The sequence below is a fragment of the Niveispirillum cyanobacteriorum genome (genome assembly GCF_002868735.1).
Taxonomy (GTDB): Bacteria; Pseudomonadota; Alphaproteobacteria; order Azospirillales; family Azospirillaceae; genus Niveispirillum; species Niveispirillum cyanobacteriorum.
The window spans coordinates 1,257,033-1,273,673 of the sequence record NZ_CP025611.1 but is presented as its reverse complement, the minus strand read 5'-3'; the positions used below and the strand labels follow the sequence as shown (position 1 = coordinate 1,273,673).

At 62.2% G+C, this 16,641-nt stretch carries 19 protein-coding genes; 8 read left to right on the top strand and 11 right to left on the bottom strand.

All coding sequences use genetic code 11. From position 1 onward, the window contains the following. The first annotated feature begins 60 nt into the window (after positions 1 to 60). A complete protein-coding gene (locus C0V82_RS05720; RefSeq protein ID WP_102111498.1) occupies positions 61 to 435 on the top strand; it encodes a PRC-barrel domain-containing protein in 375 nt (124 codons plus the stop codon). 27 nt (positions 436 to 462) lie between these two features. Then, the gene (locus C0V82_RS05715) at positions 463 to 723 is read left to right on the top strand and encodes a hypothetical protein (protein WP_102111497.1); all 261 of its coding nucleotides are present in this window, start codon (positions 463 to 465) and stop codon (positions 721 to 723) included. Between the two features lie 120 nt (positions 724 to 843). On the opposite strand, the gene C0V82_RS05710 is transcribed toward C0V82_RS05715, so the two are convergent. Continuing rightward, the gene (locus C0V82_RS05710; RefSeq protein WP_102111496.1) at positions 844 to 3,273 is read right to left on the bottom strand and encodes a TonB-dependent receptor; all 2,430 of its coding nucleotides are present in this window, start codon (positions 3,271 to 3,273) and stop codon (positions 844 to 846) included. Between the two features lie 216 nt (positions 3,274 to 3,489). Continuing rightward, positions 3,490 to 4,707: an NO-inducible flavohemoprotein gene (gene hmpA, locus C0V82_RS05705; RefSeq protein WP_102111495.1), complete on the bottom strand. Its 1,218-nt coding sequence runs from the start codon at positions 4,705 to 4,707 to the stop codon at positions 3,490 to 3,492. Positions 4,708 to 4,871: 164 nt separating this feature from the next. Between hmpA and C0V82_RS05700 the strand changes: the two genes are divergently transcribed. Then, entirely contained in the window at positions 4,872 to 5,360 is a 489-nt protein-coding gene (locus C0V82_RS05700; RefSeq protein WP_281262360.1) for an RrF2 family transcriptional regulator, read from the top strand. 63 nt (positions 5,361 to 5,423) lie between these two features. Here C0V82_RS05700 and C0V82_RS05695 read toward each other — a convergent pair whose 3' ends face one another. Both C0V82_RS05695 and C0V82_RS05690 read right to left on the bottom strand, forming a co-directional pair. Beyond that, positions 5,424 to 6,641 carry an NADP-dependent isocitrate dehydrogenase gene (locus C0V82_RS05695; protein WP_102111494.1) on the bottom strand — a complete coding sequence of 406 codons (1,218 nt, stop codon included), beginning with the start codon at positions 6,639 to 6,641 and terminating at the stop codon, positions 5,424 to 5,426. Between the two features lie 160 nt (positions 6,642 to 6,801). Beyond that, positions 6,802 to 7,401 (bottom strand): LOG family protein, encoded by a 600-nt coding sequence (locus tag C0V82_RS05690; protein WP_102111493.1) that lies wholly within the window; start codon positions 7,399 to 7,401, stop codon positions 6,802 to 6,804. 250 nt (positions 7,402 to 7,651) lie between these two features. Here C0V82_RS05690 and C0V82_RS26755 point away from each other — a divergent pair, with 250 nt between their 5' ends. The 4 genes from C0V82_RS26755 (at position 7,652) to C0V82_RS05670 (ending at position 10,279) form a co-directional block, all read left to right on the top strand. Further along, complete coding sequence (locus C0V82_RS26755; RefSeq protein ID WP_158659750.1) at positions 7,652 to 8,119, top strand: c-type cytochrome; 468 nt, start codon at positions 7,652 to 7,654, stop codon at positions 8,117 to 8,119. Between the two features lie 71 nt (positions 8,120 to 8,190). Continuing rightward, on the top strand, positions 8,191 to 8,844 hold the full coding sequence (locus C0V82_RS05680; RefSeq protein ID WP_102111491.1) for a cytochrome b/b6 domain-containing protein: 654 nt from the start codon (positions 8,191 to 8,193) through the stop codon (positions 8,842 to 8,844). Between the two features lie 63 nt (positions 8,845 to 8,907). Beyond that, positions 8,908 to 9,876: a LysM peptidoglycan-binding domain-containing protein gene (locus tag C0V82_RS05675; RefSeq protein WP_102111490.1), complete on the top strand. Its 969-nt coding sequence runs from the start codon at positions 8,908 to 8,910 to the stop codon at positions 9,874 to 9,876. Positions 9,877 to 9,895: 19 nt separating this feature from the next. Beyond that, a complete protein-coding gene (locus tag C0V82_RS05670; RefSeq protein WP_102111489.1) occupies positions 9,896 to 10,279 on the top strand; it encodes a DUF6157 family protein in 384 nt (127 codons plus the stop codon). A 12-nt stretch (positions 10,280 to 10,291) separates the two neighbouring features. Here C0V82_RS05670 and C0V82_RS05665 read toward each other — a convergent pair whose 3' ends face one another. The 3 genes from C0V82_RS05665 to C0V82_RS05655 are packed head-to-tail and all read right to left on the bottom strand — an operon-like array spanning position 10,292 to position 12,482. Further along, on the bottom strand, positions 10,292 to 11,053 hold the full coding sequence (locus C0V82_RS05665; protein WP_102111488.1) for a glycosyltransferase family 2 protein: 762 nt from the start codon (positions 11,051 to 11,053) through the stop codon (positions 10,292 to 10,294). A gap of 44 nt (positions 11,054 to 11,097) precedes the next feature. Continuing rightward, positions 11,098 to 11,889, bottom strand: a complete 792-nt coding sequence (locus tag C0V82_RS05660) for a glycosyltransferase family 10 domain-containing protein (RefSeq protein WP_102111487.1) — start codon at positions 11,887 to 11,889, stop codon at positions 11,098 to 11,100. Between the two features lie 47 nt (positions 11,890 to 11,936). Then, on the bottom strand, positions 11,937 to 12,482 hold the full coding sequence (locus C0V82_RS05655; RefSeq protein WP_158659749.1) for a hypothetical protein: 546 nt from the start codon (positions 12,480 to 12,482) through the stop codon (positions 11,937 to 11,939). A 191-nt stretch (positions 12,483 to 12,673) separates the two neighbouring features. Here C0V82_RS05655 and C0V82_RS05650 point away from each other — a divergent pair, with 191 nt between their 5' ends. Further along, the gene (locus C0V82_RS05650) at positions 12,674 to 13,411 is read left to right on the top strand and encodes a hypothetical protein (protein ID WP_102111485.1); all 738 of its coding nucleotides are present in this window, start codon (positions 12,674 to 12,676) and stop codon (positions 13,409 to 13,411) included. 7 nt (positions 13,412 to 13,418) lie between these two features. Here C0V82_RS05650 and C0V82_RS05645 read toward each other — a convergent pair whose 3' ends face one another. The 4 genes from C0V82_RS05645 to C0V82_RS05630 form a co-directional block, all read right to left on the bottom strand. Further along, a complete protein-coding gene (locus tag C0V82_RS05645; protein WP_102111484.1) occupies positions 13,419 to 14,279 on the bottom strand; it encodes an alpha/beta hydrolase in 861 nt (286 codons plus the stop codon). Between the two features lie 29 nt (positions 14,280 to 14,308). After that, entirely contained in the window at positions 14,309 to 15,250 is a 942-nt protein-coding gene (locus C0V82_RS05640; RefSeq protein WP_102111483.1) for a DUF481 domain-containing protein, read from the bottom strand. Between the two features lie 18 nt (positions 15,251 to 15,268). Continuing rightward, positions 15,269 to 15,748: a Dps family protein gene (locus C0V82_RS05635; protein WP_102111482.1), complete on the bottom strand. Its 480-nt coding sequence runs from the start codon at positions 15,746 to 15,748 to the stop codon at positions 15,269 to 15,271. Positions 15,749 to 15,992: 244 nt separating this feature from the next. After that, a complete protein-coding gene (locus C0V82_RS05630; protein ID WP_102111481.1) occupies positions 15,993 to 16,601 on the bottom strand; it encodes an EF-hand domain-containing protein in 609 nt (202 codons plus the stop codon). Between the last annotated feature and the right edge of the window lie 40 nt (positions 16,602 to 16,641).

Sequence of the window (16,641 nt, the reverse complement as noted above, 5' to 3'; positions counted from 1 at the left end):
AACCTTTTCCTTGTCTTGGGTGTTTCCATTTTGCCAACCACGACAGGAAGGAACCCCATCATGGCCATCAGTGATGTCGCGCGTAGCGAGACCAATAGCTGCATCAGTGCCGGCAAGGTGAACGGCACCAATGTCTATGGCGTCAATGGCGACAAGATCGGCCATGTCGAGGACGTGATGCTGAACAAGCGCACAGGCAATGTCGCCTATGCCATCATGGCGTTCGGCGGCTTCCTCGGCATTGGCGAGCGCTATCACCCGCTGCCCTGGTCGGTGCTGAAATATGATCCGGACATGGGCGGCTATGTGGTGCCGCTGGACCGGGCACGCCTGGAAAACGCCCCGTCCTATTCCGAACAGGAGCTGGGTCCCGATGACCGCCGTTGGCGGGAGCCGGTTTCCACCTACTGGAACGTCCCGCCCTATTGGATGTGATCACCATCCCCATCGGGAGGAAAAGACATGCCCAACCAGACCCAGTATCCCACCACGTCCAAACAGCCGCGCCAGCCCACCGAACGGGAGCTGGACCGCGACCTGGACAATAGCTTTCCGGCCAGCGACCCGGTCGCATCGGAACAGCGCGTGACGGCCAAGCCGCCCCCGCGCACCGATGGCACCGGCCAGGATCAAGGTGTCCTGCCCACACCGACCGACGAACAGAAGGCGCAGGCCCAGAAAAACCGGCGCCATCTGGAGGCGGATCAGGAACGGCGTCACTGACCCCGTTTCTATCCTCCCCGTTTTGCCCCCCGTTCAACTGGGTCCCCCAAATGACCAACCCCCGGCGGAATCGCTTCCGCCGGGGGTCTTTTGTGTCATTTGCCCATGAAGGAGGGCGCTTTAGAACTTGGTGCTGACCTGCGCGCCAAAGGTGCGGGGCTTGGCGACTTGATAGGCCACGCGGGCGCGGAAGCCGCGTTCGCGGTCCAGCGACAGCTTGGCGTTCTCGTCAAACAGGTTGTTGACGTAGCCGGCCATCTCCCACTCATCCTTCTTCACGCCGAAGCGCAGATTGACGCTGCTATAGGAAGGCAGCTTGGGATCGAAGGTGAAGCTGCTGCTCGGCTGGGTGCCGATCGGGATGCGGGTAAAGGTGCCGACAGCCGCCGGGTCCTGATCCACCGCCTGGGTGAAGCGCGAACCGATATGCTGGAACGTCCCGATGGCGAAGCCGGTCAGGTCGTTGCCGATATCGTCTTCCCATTTGGTCTGTGCGCTGAACTGATAGCGCGGGACGGTGGGCAGGCGGTTACCCTTCTTGATGCCGCCCACAACGCTGGCGGCACCGGCGGCACCCCGCGAGGTCACGGTTTCCGTGAACTCGCTATCATTGAACGAGCCCGACAGCGACAGGTTGAACGCGTCGGTCAGCTGATAGCTGAACTCCGCCTCGGTGCCACGGGTGCGGGCATCGGCATTGAAGATGATGCGTGAGGAGCAGGTGCCAGCGTCCAGCGTGACCTGGAGGTTGGAAATGTCGGTGTAGTACCCGGCGATATTCAGCGAACCACGGCCACCGCCAAAGCTCACCTTCGCGCCCATTTCATAGTTCCAGACGCTTTCATTACCGAAATTGTTACGTCCGCCAAAGGTGGTGCGGTCGGTGGCGGAGCAGAGCGGCAGGTTGAGGGGATCGTTAATGCCGCCCAGGCGGAAGCCCTTCGACACCTGCGCATTGACCGTCACATCTTCTGTGGCGTCATAGGACAGGATGGCGCGCGGGGAGAAGCCGTTGCTGCTGGTCTCACCCTTCACGCCCTGGGCACGGTCGGCGAAGATACCATCGAAATTCAGGGTGCGCTTTTCCTTGAAGTCGAAATAGCGCAGGCCCAGCGTGGCAGACAGTTGCTCGGTCAGGTCGTAGGAGCCTTCACCGAACAGGGCAACCTGCTTGAAATCATACGGAATGCGGGACCAGTACAGCTCATCCAGGCCGTTCTGGGCATTGGGGCCGTTGCTATCGATGCCGGTGATCGCTTCGAACCCGTCCACATTCAGGGTCTGGGCGTATTTGCGGTCGATCTTGGAATAGAAGGCGCCGGCCACCCACTGGAACGGGCCATCGCCGTTGGAGGCAAGGCGGGCTTCCTGCGTGAACACCTTCACGTCGGTTTCGTCCGACAGCGGGGTGTCCAGGGTATAGACCTGCTTCGACAGGCCGGTGGCCGACAGCACGCCCGGCTGACCCGTGATCGAACCTGTCAGCTGCGAGGCATCGCGATAGACCAGCAGGTCGCGGTCGGTGACCGAGGTGACCGACGTGGCCGTGACGGCGCCGAGATCAACCTCGACCGTCAGATCGGCCAGCATGAACTTGTCTTTGAACTTCTCTTCCAGCTGCGTGAACTGCTGGCGCTTGCCGAACTGGAACAGGCGGTTGCCCGTGGTTACCAGTTCGTTGGCCAGGATGTTGAAATCGTCTTCGCGGTTGAAGCCATTGGCCTCAATCTCCTGATAGACGACGCGCGGGGTGATGGTGACATTCTCGGTCGGCTGCCAGCCCAGCGACAGGCGCAGGCCCGTGCGGAAGCCGTCATTCACGTCCTTCTTCACGCTGCCATTCGGCTGGATCGCGTCGATGAAGCCGGCATAGCGCGTGCCATAGCCGACGGCGCGAAGGGCCAGCGTGTCGGTAACCGGCACATTGACCATCGCCTTGGCGCTGTACCCGGTGCCGCCGCCATCGATCTGTTCGACCGACAGTTCGGTGGTGCCTTCCTGGGTGCCCTGCGCCGGCTTGTTGGTGATATAGCGGATGGTGCCCGACAGCGAGCCGGAGCCATACAGCGTGCCCTGCGGCCCGCGCAGCACTTCCACGCGGCCCAGGTCATACAGGTCCAGATCGGGGGTGAACAGCGACAGCGAGATCACCGATTCGTCCAGATAAACGCCGACCTGTTCCTTCACGCCCGGCTGGTCACGCACGATCTGACCTGCGGAGATGCCGCGGATGGCCACCTGGCTTTGCCCCGGACCCAGATTCTGGATCGACAGGCCCACGATGCTGCGCGACACATCCTCGATATTGGTGGCGCCGGCATCCTTCATCGAATCCGCGCTCATGGCGTTGATGGAGAAGGGAACATCCTTCAAGGTTTCGTCGCGCTTACGGGCGGAGACGATGATCTCCTCCAGCATGGCGCCGGAAGAAGGGGCAGGTGCCTGCTGACCCATGGCGGGCATGGCGATGGCGGCGGCACCGCACAGCAGGATGGACAAGGCAAGCGGGTGACGGCCGGACGCACTGCGTCCGTTGGTATGGCTGAACATTCTGTAACTCCTCCCACGCGTTCTTCTTATCGGGGCGCAGCTTTGGTGTTGCGCACTTACCGTATCCTGACGCTGTCATAACCTGTTAACATCGGCAATATGCCTCAAATGCAGGCGCATGAATAAAAAAGGCCCACGGCATCTGCTGACACCGTGGGCAAAGGAAAACTGCGCTTTCGTGCTTTTCAGCACGCGTGCTTTTGCGACGAATTCGCCTCAGTCAAGCAGTTCTTCTTCGTGGGAACCAAAGAACTCGTAGCGAATCCGGTCCGCCGGCACCCCAGCGGCCCGCAAACCCTTGATCATGCTGGTCATGAAGCCTTTGGGGCCACAGACCATGAAGTCGGCGTCATGGGCCTGGGGCAGGGCGGCGATGGCGGCGGGGTCGATGCGGCCCACCATGTCGTGGTCGGTGCCGATCCGGTCGCCCTCCGCAACCTGCTCATAAAAGATGCCGACGGACAGGTTTGCATGGGTGCGGGCCAGGTCGCGCAAGCGGGGGCCGAAGGCATGATGGGCACGGTCGCGCACGGCCTGGAACAGGTGCAGCGGGCGTGTGGACCCGGCGGCCAGTTCCGCTTCAACAACGGACAGCATCGGCGTGATGCCGACCCCGCCGGCCAGCAGGAACAGGGGCTTGGACCCGTCGGGTGCCGTGAAGCTGCCCGCCGGCGGTGCCACCTCCACCACATCGCCGACCGACAGATGGCGGTGCAGGAAGCTGGAGCCAAGACCGTCGGGCACACCGACATCGGGTGCCGTCTCATGCTTGACCGAGATGCGGTAAGACCGGCCGTTGGGTGCGCCCGACAGGCTGTAATGGCGCAACAGCGATCCATGGCCCGGCACGTTCAGGCGCAGGGTCAGGTACTGGCCAGGGCGGAAGGACAGGATGGCGCCGCCATCCTCTGGCTCCAGATACAGGCTGCGGATCACTTGGCTTTCGGTGACGGCGTCCACCACCTTGAACCGGCGCCATCCGTACCAGCCGCCGGGCGCGCCGGCGCTGTCGCGATACTTGGCCTGTTCCACGCCCACGAAAATGTCGCGCAGCGCCATCCAGGCCTCGGTCCAGGCATGCAGGATGGCGGGCGTCGCGGCGGCACCCAGCACCTCGGCGACAGAACCCAGCAGGTTGGTGCCGACAATGTCATAGTGATAGGGCTGCACATGCAGGCTGACATGGCGTTCGGCAATGCGCTCCACCGCCGGACCCAGGGCCGCCAGATTGTCGATATTGTCGGCATAGGCGGCAACGGCCCCGGCCAGGGCACGGGCCTGGGTGCCATTGCGCTGATGCGTGGGGTCGAAAATGGCCCGGATGGCCGGATCACGAAGCAGCTTCGCATACATGTGCCGGGTGATCGTCTCCCCATGCTGATGCATGACGGGGGCGGTGGATTTCACGATGGCGATGGTTTGGGCGGAAAGCATCGGGTTCTCGCTTCACAGAGGGTCGGGACGGTAAAGATGCATCTGAATTGCCTCTTAAATCGCCCGACCTTGAAAAGCAATATTTTTAATGTATCTTTTGTTTCAGACGCAGACATGTCAGCCCTCCCGCCGCCACGGCTTGTCCTGGCGTGGGCGCGGATGGCATGGAAGGCGTTCTGATTACGGGGGATGGGGCGATGCGGCTGACCCGCTACACCGATTACGGATTGCGTGTGCTGCTTTATCTGGGGATGAAGCGCGAGGGCCTGTCCACGATCCCCGAGATCGCCAACCGCTACGCCATTTCCGAAAACCACCTGACTAAGATCGTCAATGAGTTGGGCCGGCTGGGCCATGTGCGGACGGTGCGGGGCCGCAATGGCGGTCTGGCGCTGGGCCGTCTGCCGGCGGAGATCAATCTGGGCGCATTGGTGCGTCAGTTGGAAAATGACATGTCGCTGGTGGAGTGTTTTGAGACGGGGAACACTTGCCCCATCACCAGCGACTGCCGCCTGCAAAAGGTGCTGGGCAAGGCACTTGCGGCGTTCCTGGCAGTGCTTGACGAGGTCACCCTGGCCGATCTGCTGGTACAACCGGCTGGGATGATGCAGATGCTGGGGCTGGACGTGCCGTCCAACCGACCGGCCGCATAAAGAAAACCCCGGCCGCGTTGCCACGGCCGGGGTTCCATCACGCTAACCTGTATTCGCCTGCGCTTACTTGGCGCGGGCGGCCTTCAGGTTGTCGTCCAGCTTGGCCAGGAAGTCCTGGGTGGTCAGCCACTTCTGGTCCGGGCCGATCAGGGTGGCCAGGTCCTTGGTCATGTAGCCTTCTTCCACGGTCTCCACGCAGACGCGTTCCAGGGTCTTGGCGAAGTCGACGACGTCCGGGGTGTTGTCGAACTTGCCGCGATAGGTCAGGCCCTGGGTCCAGGCAAAGATGCTGGCGATCGGGTTGGTGGAGGTCGGCTTGCCCTTCTGATGGTCACGATAGTGACGGGTCACGGTGCCGTGGGCGGCTTCCGCTTCGACCGTCTTGCCATCGGGGGTCATCAGAACAGACGTCATCAGGCCCAGCGAGCCGAAGCCCTGTGCCACCAGATCCGACTGCACGTCGCCGTCATAGTTCTTGGCGGCCCACAGGAAGTTACCCGACCACTTGAGGGCCGAGGCCACCATGTCGTCGATCAGGCGGTGTTCATAGGTGATGCCGGCTTCCTTGAACTTGTCCACGAACTCAGCCTGGAACACTTCCTCGAACAGGTCCTTGAAGCGACCGTCATAGGCCTTCAGGATCGTGTTCTTGGTGGACAGGTACACGGGGTAGCCGCGCAGCAGGCCATAGTTCATGCAGGCGCGCGCAAAGCCGCGGATCGATTCGTCGACATTGTACATGCCCATGGCAACGCCCGGCCCGTCGAAATCGAACACGGTGTGGCGGATGTTGCTGGTGCCGTCGGCGCTGGTGAAGGTGATGGACAGGCGGCCCGCGCCAGGGATGATGAAGTCCGTGGCCTTGTACTGGTCACCGAAGGCGTGACGGCCGATGACGATGGGCTGGGTCCAGCCCGGCACCAGGCGCGGCACGTTCTTGCAGATGATCGGCTCACGGAACACCGTGCCGCCCAGGATGTTGCGGATGGTGCCGTTGGGCGACTTCCACATCTGCTTCAGATTGAATTCCTTCACCCGCGCTTCGTCGGGGGTGATGGTGGCGCACTTCACGCCCACGCCGTAATGCTTGATGGCCTCGGCGGACTCGATGGTGACCTTGTCGTCCGTGGCATCACGGTGCTCGACACCCAGGTCGTAATATTTCAGGTCCACGTCCAGGTACGGAAGGATCAGGCGGTCCTTGATGAACTGCCAGATCACGCGGGTCATTTCGTCGCCATCAATTTCCACGATCGGATTGACGACTTTGATCTTCGACATGGGGGCGCTCTCCCAGGGGTGAAAGGTACCGGCGGCGATCCAGCGTCCGGCCCGGCGGTGTCAATAAAGCCCATTCACGACAGGGTCGCAACCGGGCCTGCTCGGGTAATTTTCGTTCGGAATGCGGGGCTGGCCTGCGACAAAGGCAATGCCCACACCCTCACATGCGATCAGTTTGAACCTTATGCGCCGCCTCCTTCAGGCGGGCAAGCAGATCGACGGCTTCTTCCACACTGTCCACCACGTGGTACAGCCGGTCGTCGGCACCGGGCAGGTTCGGCTTGCGCATGAAGCCCGTCTCGGTCATGTGCTCCATCAAGGCGACCAGCGGGTTCCAGAAGCCGTCGGTATTGATGATGACCACCGGCTTGCCATGCAGGCGCAATTGCCGCCAGGTGATGATCTCGAACATCTCGTCCAGCGTGCCGATGCCACCGGGCAGGATGATGAAGGCGTCGGACCGCTCCACCATCATCTGCTTGCGGATATGCATGCTCTCCACAACGATCAGTTCGGTCAGGCCGGTATGGTCCACCTCGTACCGCTTGATATGGTCGGGGATGATGCCCACGACCTTGGCGCCACCCTTCAGGCCGGCATCAGCGACGATGCCCATCAGGCCGACGCGTCCACCGCCATAGACGATGTCGTAGCCGTTGGCGGCCAACTGCTCGCCGGTGCGGCGCGCCGCGTCCTTATAGCTGTCGGCGACGAAGTCGGAGGAACCGCAATAAACACAGACCGATTGAATGGACGACATGGGTGAACACTTTCCTGACCTGACCGGGCGGCACCCCTGTGGTGCTGCTTGCAAACGGACCTCGACAACAGGCACTCTCCGCTTCGTGCGAAATGGGTACGCTGTCGATCCCTTCGGCCCTACACCATCTGTTGACGGGACACAAGCGCACCCCATCTCCAAAGGCGACGTCCTTCATCGGACGGCGCCCCATGTCACCCCCGGCCCGGGCCGTCTCTGGCGCCCCTGGCGATCTGATGGAGGATTTCGAGTGAGCAATCATCGTTTCGGCGCGCTGGCCGCCGGTATCATCGCTGCGGCCAGCCTGACTGGCTTCGTGGTTACCGCCCAGGCCCAGGACCCGACGGCTGTGATCGACGCCCGCAAGGCCGAGTTGAAGAAGGCCGGCGGCGCCACCAAGACCATCGGCGCCTTCTTGAAGGACGGCACCGGCACGGTGGCCGATGTTCAGGCCGCCGCTGCCACCATTGATGGCGTTGCCAAGGCCTTCCCGAACTGGTGGCCGACAGGCACCGCCGTGGGCGTGGCCAAGAGCGAGGCGAAGCCCGAGATCTGGACCAAGGCCGACGATTTCAAGGCCAAGACCGTGGCGTTCCAGACCGAAGCCGCTGCCCTGGTCAAGGTTGCCGCCGGTGGTGACAAGGCGGCCATCGGTGCGCAGTTTGGTAAGACGGTCGGTACCTGCAAGACGTGTCACGAATCCTACCGCGCCGACTGACGATGTCCGGCCCGGCCCCCGTTCGTGATTGAACAGGGGCCGGTTCCCGCAATGCCGGCGGAGATCGGCCCATGCGCAAGATTTTGGTCTGGGACTTGCCCACGCGGCTGTTCCACTGGCTGTTGGTAATCTGTATTGCCGGTGCCTGGATCACAGGCGAGCGTGATGCCTATGATTGGCACATGCGTTTCGGCTATGCCGTGCTGGCCCTGGTGCTGTTCCGCCTTATCTGGGGACTGGTGGGCAGCGAGACGGCGCGGTTTACCAGTTTCGTGCGTGGCCCTGCCGCCATTCGCCATCATATTGATGAGCTGCGCCGGCCCGGTCGGCTGGCCCCGCATGCAGGCCACAATGCGCTGGGTGCGCTGGCGGTCCTTGGCCTGTTGGCACTGGTCGCGTTGCAGGCGGGATCAGGCCTTTTCACCAGTGATGGTGTGTTGACCGACGGGCCGTTGGTGGAACATGTCAGCGGCTCCTTCGCGGCCTTGGCCCGTACCATTCATCTGAAGAATTTCGATCTGCTGCTGATCCTGATCGGCCTGCATGTCGCGGCCATCCTGTCCTATGCGCTGTTCAAGCGGCTGGATCTGGTGCGGCCCATGCTGACGGGGCGGGCGGCACTACCGGGGAACATTCCCGCACCTCGGATCGTTTCCCTTGTCCGCGCCATCCTTGTCGCGGCAATATCGGCCTCTGCCATCTGGGCGCTGGTCCGCTACGCCTGACCAGTACGGCCCGTCATTGCTGCGCCCTTTCCCGTTCCGGGGCACAAGAAAGGTTTTCCTCCTGTGAACCGCAAGCTTCTGATCCCCATCGCCGTTCTGGCCGTCGCCATTGTGGGCATTGCCGCATGGCAGCTACAGGCACCGGGCACCGGCGGGTCGTCCAAGCCAACGGCACAGGCCCCGGCAGCCAAGAAGGCCAGCCTGCCGGCCTTTGACGTGGTGCGGGTGGAGCCGACGGGGACCGCCGTGATCGCGGGCCGCGCCGTGCCGGGCGCCAAGGTGAACATCCTGGATGGGGACAAGCTGCTGGGCAGCGTCACCGCCGATGCGCGCGGCGAATGGGTGTTCCTGCCGCCCGACGCGCTGCCGCCCGGTGCGCGCGAGCTGCGCCTGGAACAGGTGGCGGGCGACGGCACCGTGACCAAGGGGGAGGCGACGGTGGTGCTGGCCGTGCCGGAACGTGACCGCGATCTGGCGGGCCGCAAGGGCGATGGCGACGCCCTGGCCGTGCTGTCCGGCAAGGACGGCAGCCGCGTACTGCAGGCCCCGCGCAGCCTGTCGCAGGGTGGCGCGCCGCGCCCGGCGGGGGAGGTCACCATCGACACCGTTGATTATGATCGCGGCGGCAAGGTCAGCGTGGGCGGTCAGGCCAAGCCCGGAACGGAGGTGATGCTGTACCTCCAGAATTCCCTGGTTGGTCGCGCCAAGGTGGGCGACGATGGCCGCTGGTCCATCACGCCTGACCGCGTGTTCGATGATGGCCAATACAGCCTGCGCATCGATCAGGTCGGCCCCGACAGCAAGGTGATCAGCCGGGCCGAGGTGAACTTCAGCAAATTGCCCATCCCCGAACAGGCCCTGGCCGGTCGTGCCGTGGTCGTGGTGCCTGGTAACAATCTCTGGGCCATTGCGCGGCGTTCCTATGGCGAGGGCATCCGATACACGGTGATTTTTGAGGCCAACCAGGGCCAGATCCGCGACCCCGACCTGATCTATCCGGGACAGATCTTCCTGGTACCGGACGGGAAGTGAGCGCGGGCAGGGGGGCACCGTGCACACCACCAACTACACCAACACCCTGATCACCGTCTCCCCCGACTGCCCCGTCGCGGTCGGCACCCCACCGGCCAAGCCGGGCACCGTGGCCGAGCGGCAATACGCCCTGCTGCGCGCAGCCCCTTATGGCATGACCTCTGATGAACTGCTGTTGGCCGTTGAGTGCGACCGCAAGGGGCTGGTAACGGCTGAGAGCTTCTTCACCAAACCCCAGGCCTGCCTGCGTGCCTCCCCACTTGTGAAGAAGCACGGCTATGGCCTGCACCATGACGCGGCGGGCCGCGTGGCGCTGGTGCCGGTGGAAAGCCCCGACTATGCGCGGATGTTGGCCGATCCGGCAATCACGAAGCGACCCGGGATGCGGAGTTCGCGGGTATAGTGCGGACCGCCGTCAATCCTCGCGCAGATGGAGGCCCGTGCGCCGCCGCATGATCAGTAATTCCTCCGCCGACAGGGATTTCAGCCAATCCTGGGTCTTGTACCAGTCCACCGGCCCCTTTGCGCCGGGCGGCGGTTCCTCATTCAGGTCGCGGTAGCAGGACGCAAACATGCAGGTGTAGTTAACCGTGCGTGCCTCGGTAAGGGCGAAGTTCATCCTCTCCGACTTGCAGTAATAGTAGAAAAGCTGATCGCCATGCTGCGACATTTCTTGCGGCATGATGCACCAGCGGCCAATCGTGTAATATGACCGGGGCAGGAAGAAGTAACAGTTTGTGTCCGTCGTTTCGCCAATCGGTTTGTCGGGTGGCGTCAGGTTCATCCAGCTGCCATCCGGGCGAACATACCGGCGTTGGGCAAGGACGATATCCGGTTTGTCTTCACCACCGGCTGCGGCGGCAGCGGCGGCGAGACAAACCTCGATATGATCCAGATCGTACCAGTTGTCGGCATCCAGGAAGGTGATGGCATCATATTTTTCCGCCACGGCCATTAGGGCGCCGATGCCGCGGGCCGTATTGCCGTAATCGGCATGGGACCGGTCCAGCTTGATGTGTCGCACAGGCTCGCCGTCCAGCCAGTCCTGCGGATGGCCATCGGCCACAATGATATGGTCGGCTGGCACCGTCTGATTCCGTACGCTCACCAGGCAGCGCTCAATGATTTCCCGGTCTTCCTTGTAATAGGGCGTGACCACGCAATAGCGCTTAGACATCGTTGCAAGACCTTTCCTGGCAGTCACCGGATCAGCAGGCGCGACTAGTATCCCGATGCATCCATGATGGCTTTACGAAGCGCAACCTGAAAATCGGCATATTTGCGGGATCGCTTCGCATTCTCGCCGATGATGGCGGCCCGGTTCCAATAGTCGTTAATGGTCAAACGGTTGACAACATCGATGATGGACCCGCCCGGCGGCACCAGGATCATGCCATCGGTATCAAAATAATCGGCAATATTGGGACAGCCCATATAGATCGGGACGGTGTAGGTCATCAGACAGTCGACGAGCTTTTCCGTGAAGTAGTTGGTATCGAATGAGTTTTCGATGGCGATATGGAACATCGAATTGAACAGGCTGTTCTTGCTGTCGTCGGGCAGCAGCGGCAGTGCGATCTGTGTCTGGGTCGCGAACATCCGCCCCTTAAAGACGCGCAGGGGAACGGTGGCCCGCTGCATCTCCTGCACAACCTTGATCCGTTCCTGATAACCTGGCCGCGTCTCACGCAAGGCGCCAAGGCTGAACAGGAAGCTGACGGAGAAGTCCTTGGCGGGCGGCATCTTCGTGGCCCACAGAGAGCCGAACGGCCGGATGATGCAGTTCGGGAAGATGCCATAGCGCGGGTCAGCGGCGATGATCAGATCGAAGAAATGATAGACGGATTTCAGGTCATCCACGGATATCAGGCTTTCCACCGGCTCCGTATAGATCATCAGCACCTTGTAATTGCCATTCTCCTCCATCCGCCGTGGCTGGCACCAATGAATTTCGCAGGCGAATGGCAGGCTGATATGCATCCATTCACAACCAAACGTCTCGGCGAGCATCATTCACCCCGACCCTGGCTAAATCGATCTTCTGGTGGCGGGATGACTGTTCATTGCGCCTGGACCCAGGTCGGGGGTAGCGCGACCAGGACGTTCCGGCTGACATGGTCATCCAGAACCCGGAACTGGTAATCCGCATCAATATCCAGCACGGCATTCAGGATATCGGTCATCAGCGCCGCACTCTGCCTTAATCCGCCCACCATGATGATCGGTTGAATCAAGTTGTCCTGAAACCAGCGTCGGATAACGCTGATTTCGGTGATAATGGGACGATCGGCATCCGATAAATGTTCACCGTCGGTGTAGCTATCAAGGAGGAAGGTCACGCGCTTGTGCTGCATCGTTGCGCATAACTGCTCAAGACCGGCAACAGGATCACCGCAATACAGGGTGACGCTGGGACTGCGCGGCAGTTTCTGTATCTCCGCCGCGATTTTCCCATGGCTCTGATGATACAATGTTTCCGAAATCTCGATACCGTGGATTTCGGGATAGCCGGCACGAATGGCCTTCAAGATATTGCCACCAGAACCAACGCCTGTTTCAACAAAGACGTCATTTAGATATTCGCCAAGATCGAATTTTATAGACACGCGCAAGCCCCGATTAGATGGCGATACAATTTCTGGAAACTTTCCAACATGAAACTTATACTATCAACGCTACTCCAATCGGCCAGGGCAAGAAAGCACAGAATGCATATCGCGGCATGGCCTGGTTACCGGGCGGGACCTGTCCGGGTGGGCCCCTGCATGGGTGTGGGTATGATCAATGGGGCACTGGCATGACCAACATATTGGCGACGTCCTGTTCGTCTGCTTTCTTTGATTCCTGCCTGACCCTGATTGCCAGCATCCAGCAGACGAGTGATGCGACGGTGGATCGCATCCTTGTGTACGATCTGGGTCTGGAAGAGGAGGAGGTGCGGTATCTGAACGCCTGCCACAAGGTGGACGTGGTGCAGTTCCCGGATTGGGCGGCGCGCATCTATCCAGGCTATCTTTTCCCCAAACAATATGCCTGGAAGCCTTTCGCCATCAAGGATGCGGGGTCCTATGGCGATCGGGTTTTCTATCTGGATTCCGGGGCCATGGCGCTGAAGGATCTGAAGATCGTCTATGACCGGATTGAAGAGAATGACATTTTCCTGGTTGGCGACCGGCATGTGAACAAGGATTGGACGCACGATATGTGCTTTCACATCATGGACGCCACGGAGGAGGAGAAAAACGGCCTGCAAATCTGCGCGGGTCTGCAAGGGTACAAGCCTGGGGGGCGGTACCAGCGCTATATCAACGACGCCTTCACCTATTCCTGTATCAAGAGTGCGGTGTTTGGTGACCGTGCCAATCACCGTCATGACCAGAGCATTTATTCGGTTCTGGCACAGCGCTATGCCGCCCCGCGAGAGGATATCCATATCTTCGGTGAATGGCGGGGGATCATGTCACCCGATCAGGTGATCTTTGTGCACCGGCGCGGCTACCGCCCTGCCGACCGCGTGATCCGCATGAAGGGCTGACGCCGCTTCACGGTCGGACAATCAAGGCCCGACCGCCCGACGGTGCCTCATGATCCAGGGTGGGAAGGGGTTTGGTGGCGCCTTCCAGAAAGGATAGCAGTACCTCATCCCCCCCCTCTTTCAACAGGTCTTCCGGCTTGGTGCCGGATGGGCGGAATGTTCGGGGGCTGGGATTGATCAGGCGCTCCAGGCGTTGGCCCAAGGCCACAGGCACGCCGGTATCGGCGCCAGCATGCAGCAGCAGGACCGGTGCCCGCACCTGCGCCAGAGCGGGCGTGATCTCAAACTGGTGGCGCAGCAGCGCCCGCAACGGCAGCAGCGGAAAGCGGCGGGACAGCAGATCGGCCAAGCTGGGGAAGGGGGCTTCCAGCACCAGCCGGGCAACGGCCCGTTCTGCGGCCAGATTGGCGGCCAGGAACGCACCGGTCTCTTCGCCATAAAGGATCAGTCGTCCGCCGGAAATTCCCTGGCCCACCAGATGGTCTGCCCAGGTGCGGGCATCGATCATCCATCCGGCCTCGCCGCCCTGGCCCGGATTGCCCGCCTGTCCGCGCAGGCCCGCCAGCAGCACGCCAAAGCCAGCATCGGCCAGCAGACGTGCCAGGGGCGCGTGCGCGCCCGGATGACGACGGCGGCCATTCAGGATCAGGACCGTCGGCTTCGTGAACCCGTCGGCCCGGCGATGCCAGCCTTCCAGCGACAGACCATCCGCCGTCTGGACCCAGACGGTACGGAAATCCCCCAGGCCGGCATCGGCCAGGACCAGGGGGCGCGGATCAGGCCGCAGCAGCAGTTTTTCCTGCCCCTGCCGGAACCAGACGGCATAGGCGATCCAGATCAACAGCAGGAGCAGAAATAGCGTCAGCATCCAGGGTGGCCTTGTGGCGGCAGTACCCTTTAGAAACTATAGACCAGCGTCGCCCGGCTCAATGTGTCCGTTGCCTTGCGGTCGTCGGGCGGGTCGGTTTCATGGCGAAGCGTGAAGGCGACGCGGGCGGAGAACAGGGCGTTGATGCGGGCCGTCAGGCTGCTTGTCGCCTCAACCGTGGTGTTCTTCGCACCTACCAGCGTCTTCAGGCTTTGCGCGAACTTGGCACTGTCGGACAGGTCCTGGGTGAAGTCGGCGGCGGCGCGGAACACGAATTCGTGCTGTTCGCCCGCCTCGCCCGGCGTGTCCACGATGAAGGTGTGGCGGGCACCGGGGCCCCCTTCCACCGACAGTCGGGTGCCATCGCCGTCGATCACCACATAACCGGCACCGACCGTTTCGGTCAGGCGGTGGCGATAGCCGGCAAAGGTGTCGCGTTCCCAGCCGAACTCCCCGGCGGCATAGAAACGCGGGCTGATGAAGTAATTAGCTTCATACCCGGCTTCGAACCGTTCCTTGGAATTCTGTCCGTCGGCGCGTTGCAGGTCGGCACCTGCCGTCACCTCGTGCCGCCACTTCACCGTCTCCTTCAACAGGTCGACGCGCAGGGACAGGGTGCGGTCATCGCTGTTGCCCGTTGACAGGGCGGCACCCGCCTCTGCCTCCCCGGACCAGCCCGCCAGGATGTTGGACGCCGCCTGCCGCTTCACGGCACGCTCCGCCTCCTTCTTATCCTTGCGCAGGGAGCCGGCCAGGGCCGCAATGGGTTCCGCCTGATCGGGAAAGGCATCCCGCGCCAGGGATTCGGCAAGGTCCAGGGCGGCGGCATCGCGGCCTGCCGCCTGTCGCAGCATCGCCTCCACGCCGGCCGGCAGGGCATCCTGGGAATGAGCAGCCGGGGAGAGGGCCACCGCGATAAGGCCTGAAAAGGCCAGCGCCGCAACATGCGGCGCTGTCTTGAACATACCCATTTGTCGTTCGGTCTCCGACTATTCCAGCAGGGAACGCAGCATCCAGGCGGTCTTCTCATGGATCTGCATGCGCTGGGTCAGAAGGTCGGCCGACGGCTCGTCCCCCGCATCGTCAACGATGGGGAAGATGGACCGGGCGGTACGGGCGACGGTTTCATGCCCTTCCACCAACTGGCGGATCATATCCTGTGCCTTGGGCACGCCGGTTTCTTCGGCCACGCTGGTCAGCTTGGCAAACTGGCTGTAGCTGCCGGGGGCGTGGAAGCCGAGCGCGCGGATACGTTCGGCGATATCGTCAACAGCCGTGTGCAACTCCGTATACTGCGCCATGAACATGGTGTGCAGCGTGTTGAACATCGGGCCGGTGACGTTCCAATGGAAATTATGGGTCTTCAGATACAGCGTGTAGCTGTCGGCCAGAAGCCGGGAGAGACCGTCCGCGATCTTGGCGCGGTTATCATCGGAGATACCGATATTGATGGCAGGTGCGCTGGCCATATCCTTTGCCTCTTCCTCGTGTCGTCACCAGATCAGATAGTCAGTCTGACGGCAAAGCCAAGGGGATGCAAGGAGAGGATCGTCCTATAACCATTTGAAAAATATGGGGGAGGCCGAAAGGCCGCAGAAGGCGTATGGCGCTCCCCCAAAGGTTCAAGGGGATATCATCCCCCCGTATGGGCCGGCTGAAGGCATGCGAATTCCCAGCCGGACCAAACCTGAGCCAACGGTGTCAGCCTGCCATTCAGGCGGCCTTGGCCGTGGTGCTGCTAGAACTGTTCTTCTGCGAATAGCTGCTGATAGCGCTTTGCAGCTGGCTGATCAGGGTGCTGATCGCGTCATCGCTGCTGCTGGTGGAAGTGTCGGACGCGGACAGAAGGCTGGCAATATCACTGCCGGTGCCCGTGCTGTCTGTGGCTGACGCCTCTTCACCATTCCCGCCCGGCGGCGGACCCGGCGGGGGGCCACCGGCACCGCCGGGACCACCCGGACCACCCGGCGGCGGGCCGGGCGGACGGCCACCCGTGGCACCACCGGCTTCCTCTTGTGCGGCCAGCAGGGCACCCTTGGTGTCAGCCCGCATGCTCTGGAACGCGGTTTCCATCTCCGTCTGGGTCAGGGAACCGTCGCCGTCGCTGTCCATGCGGGAGAACATCTCCTCCGCGCTGGGGCGGTTGCCGCCGCTACGGCCTGCCTTGTCGGCATCCTTCGGCCCGGCGGCCTGGAACTCCTCCAGCGACAATCCGCCGGATTTGTCGGTGTCGGCGGCCTCAAACCGCTCCTGCGCCCGCTGCTGGCGGCTTACGCCCGCGGCGGCATAGGTGCTGCTGCTACTGATGCTGCTGATACTCATGGGAGTGCTCCTTGACGGGTTTTGCCGGACCCATCCCTTT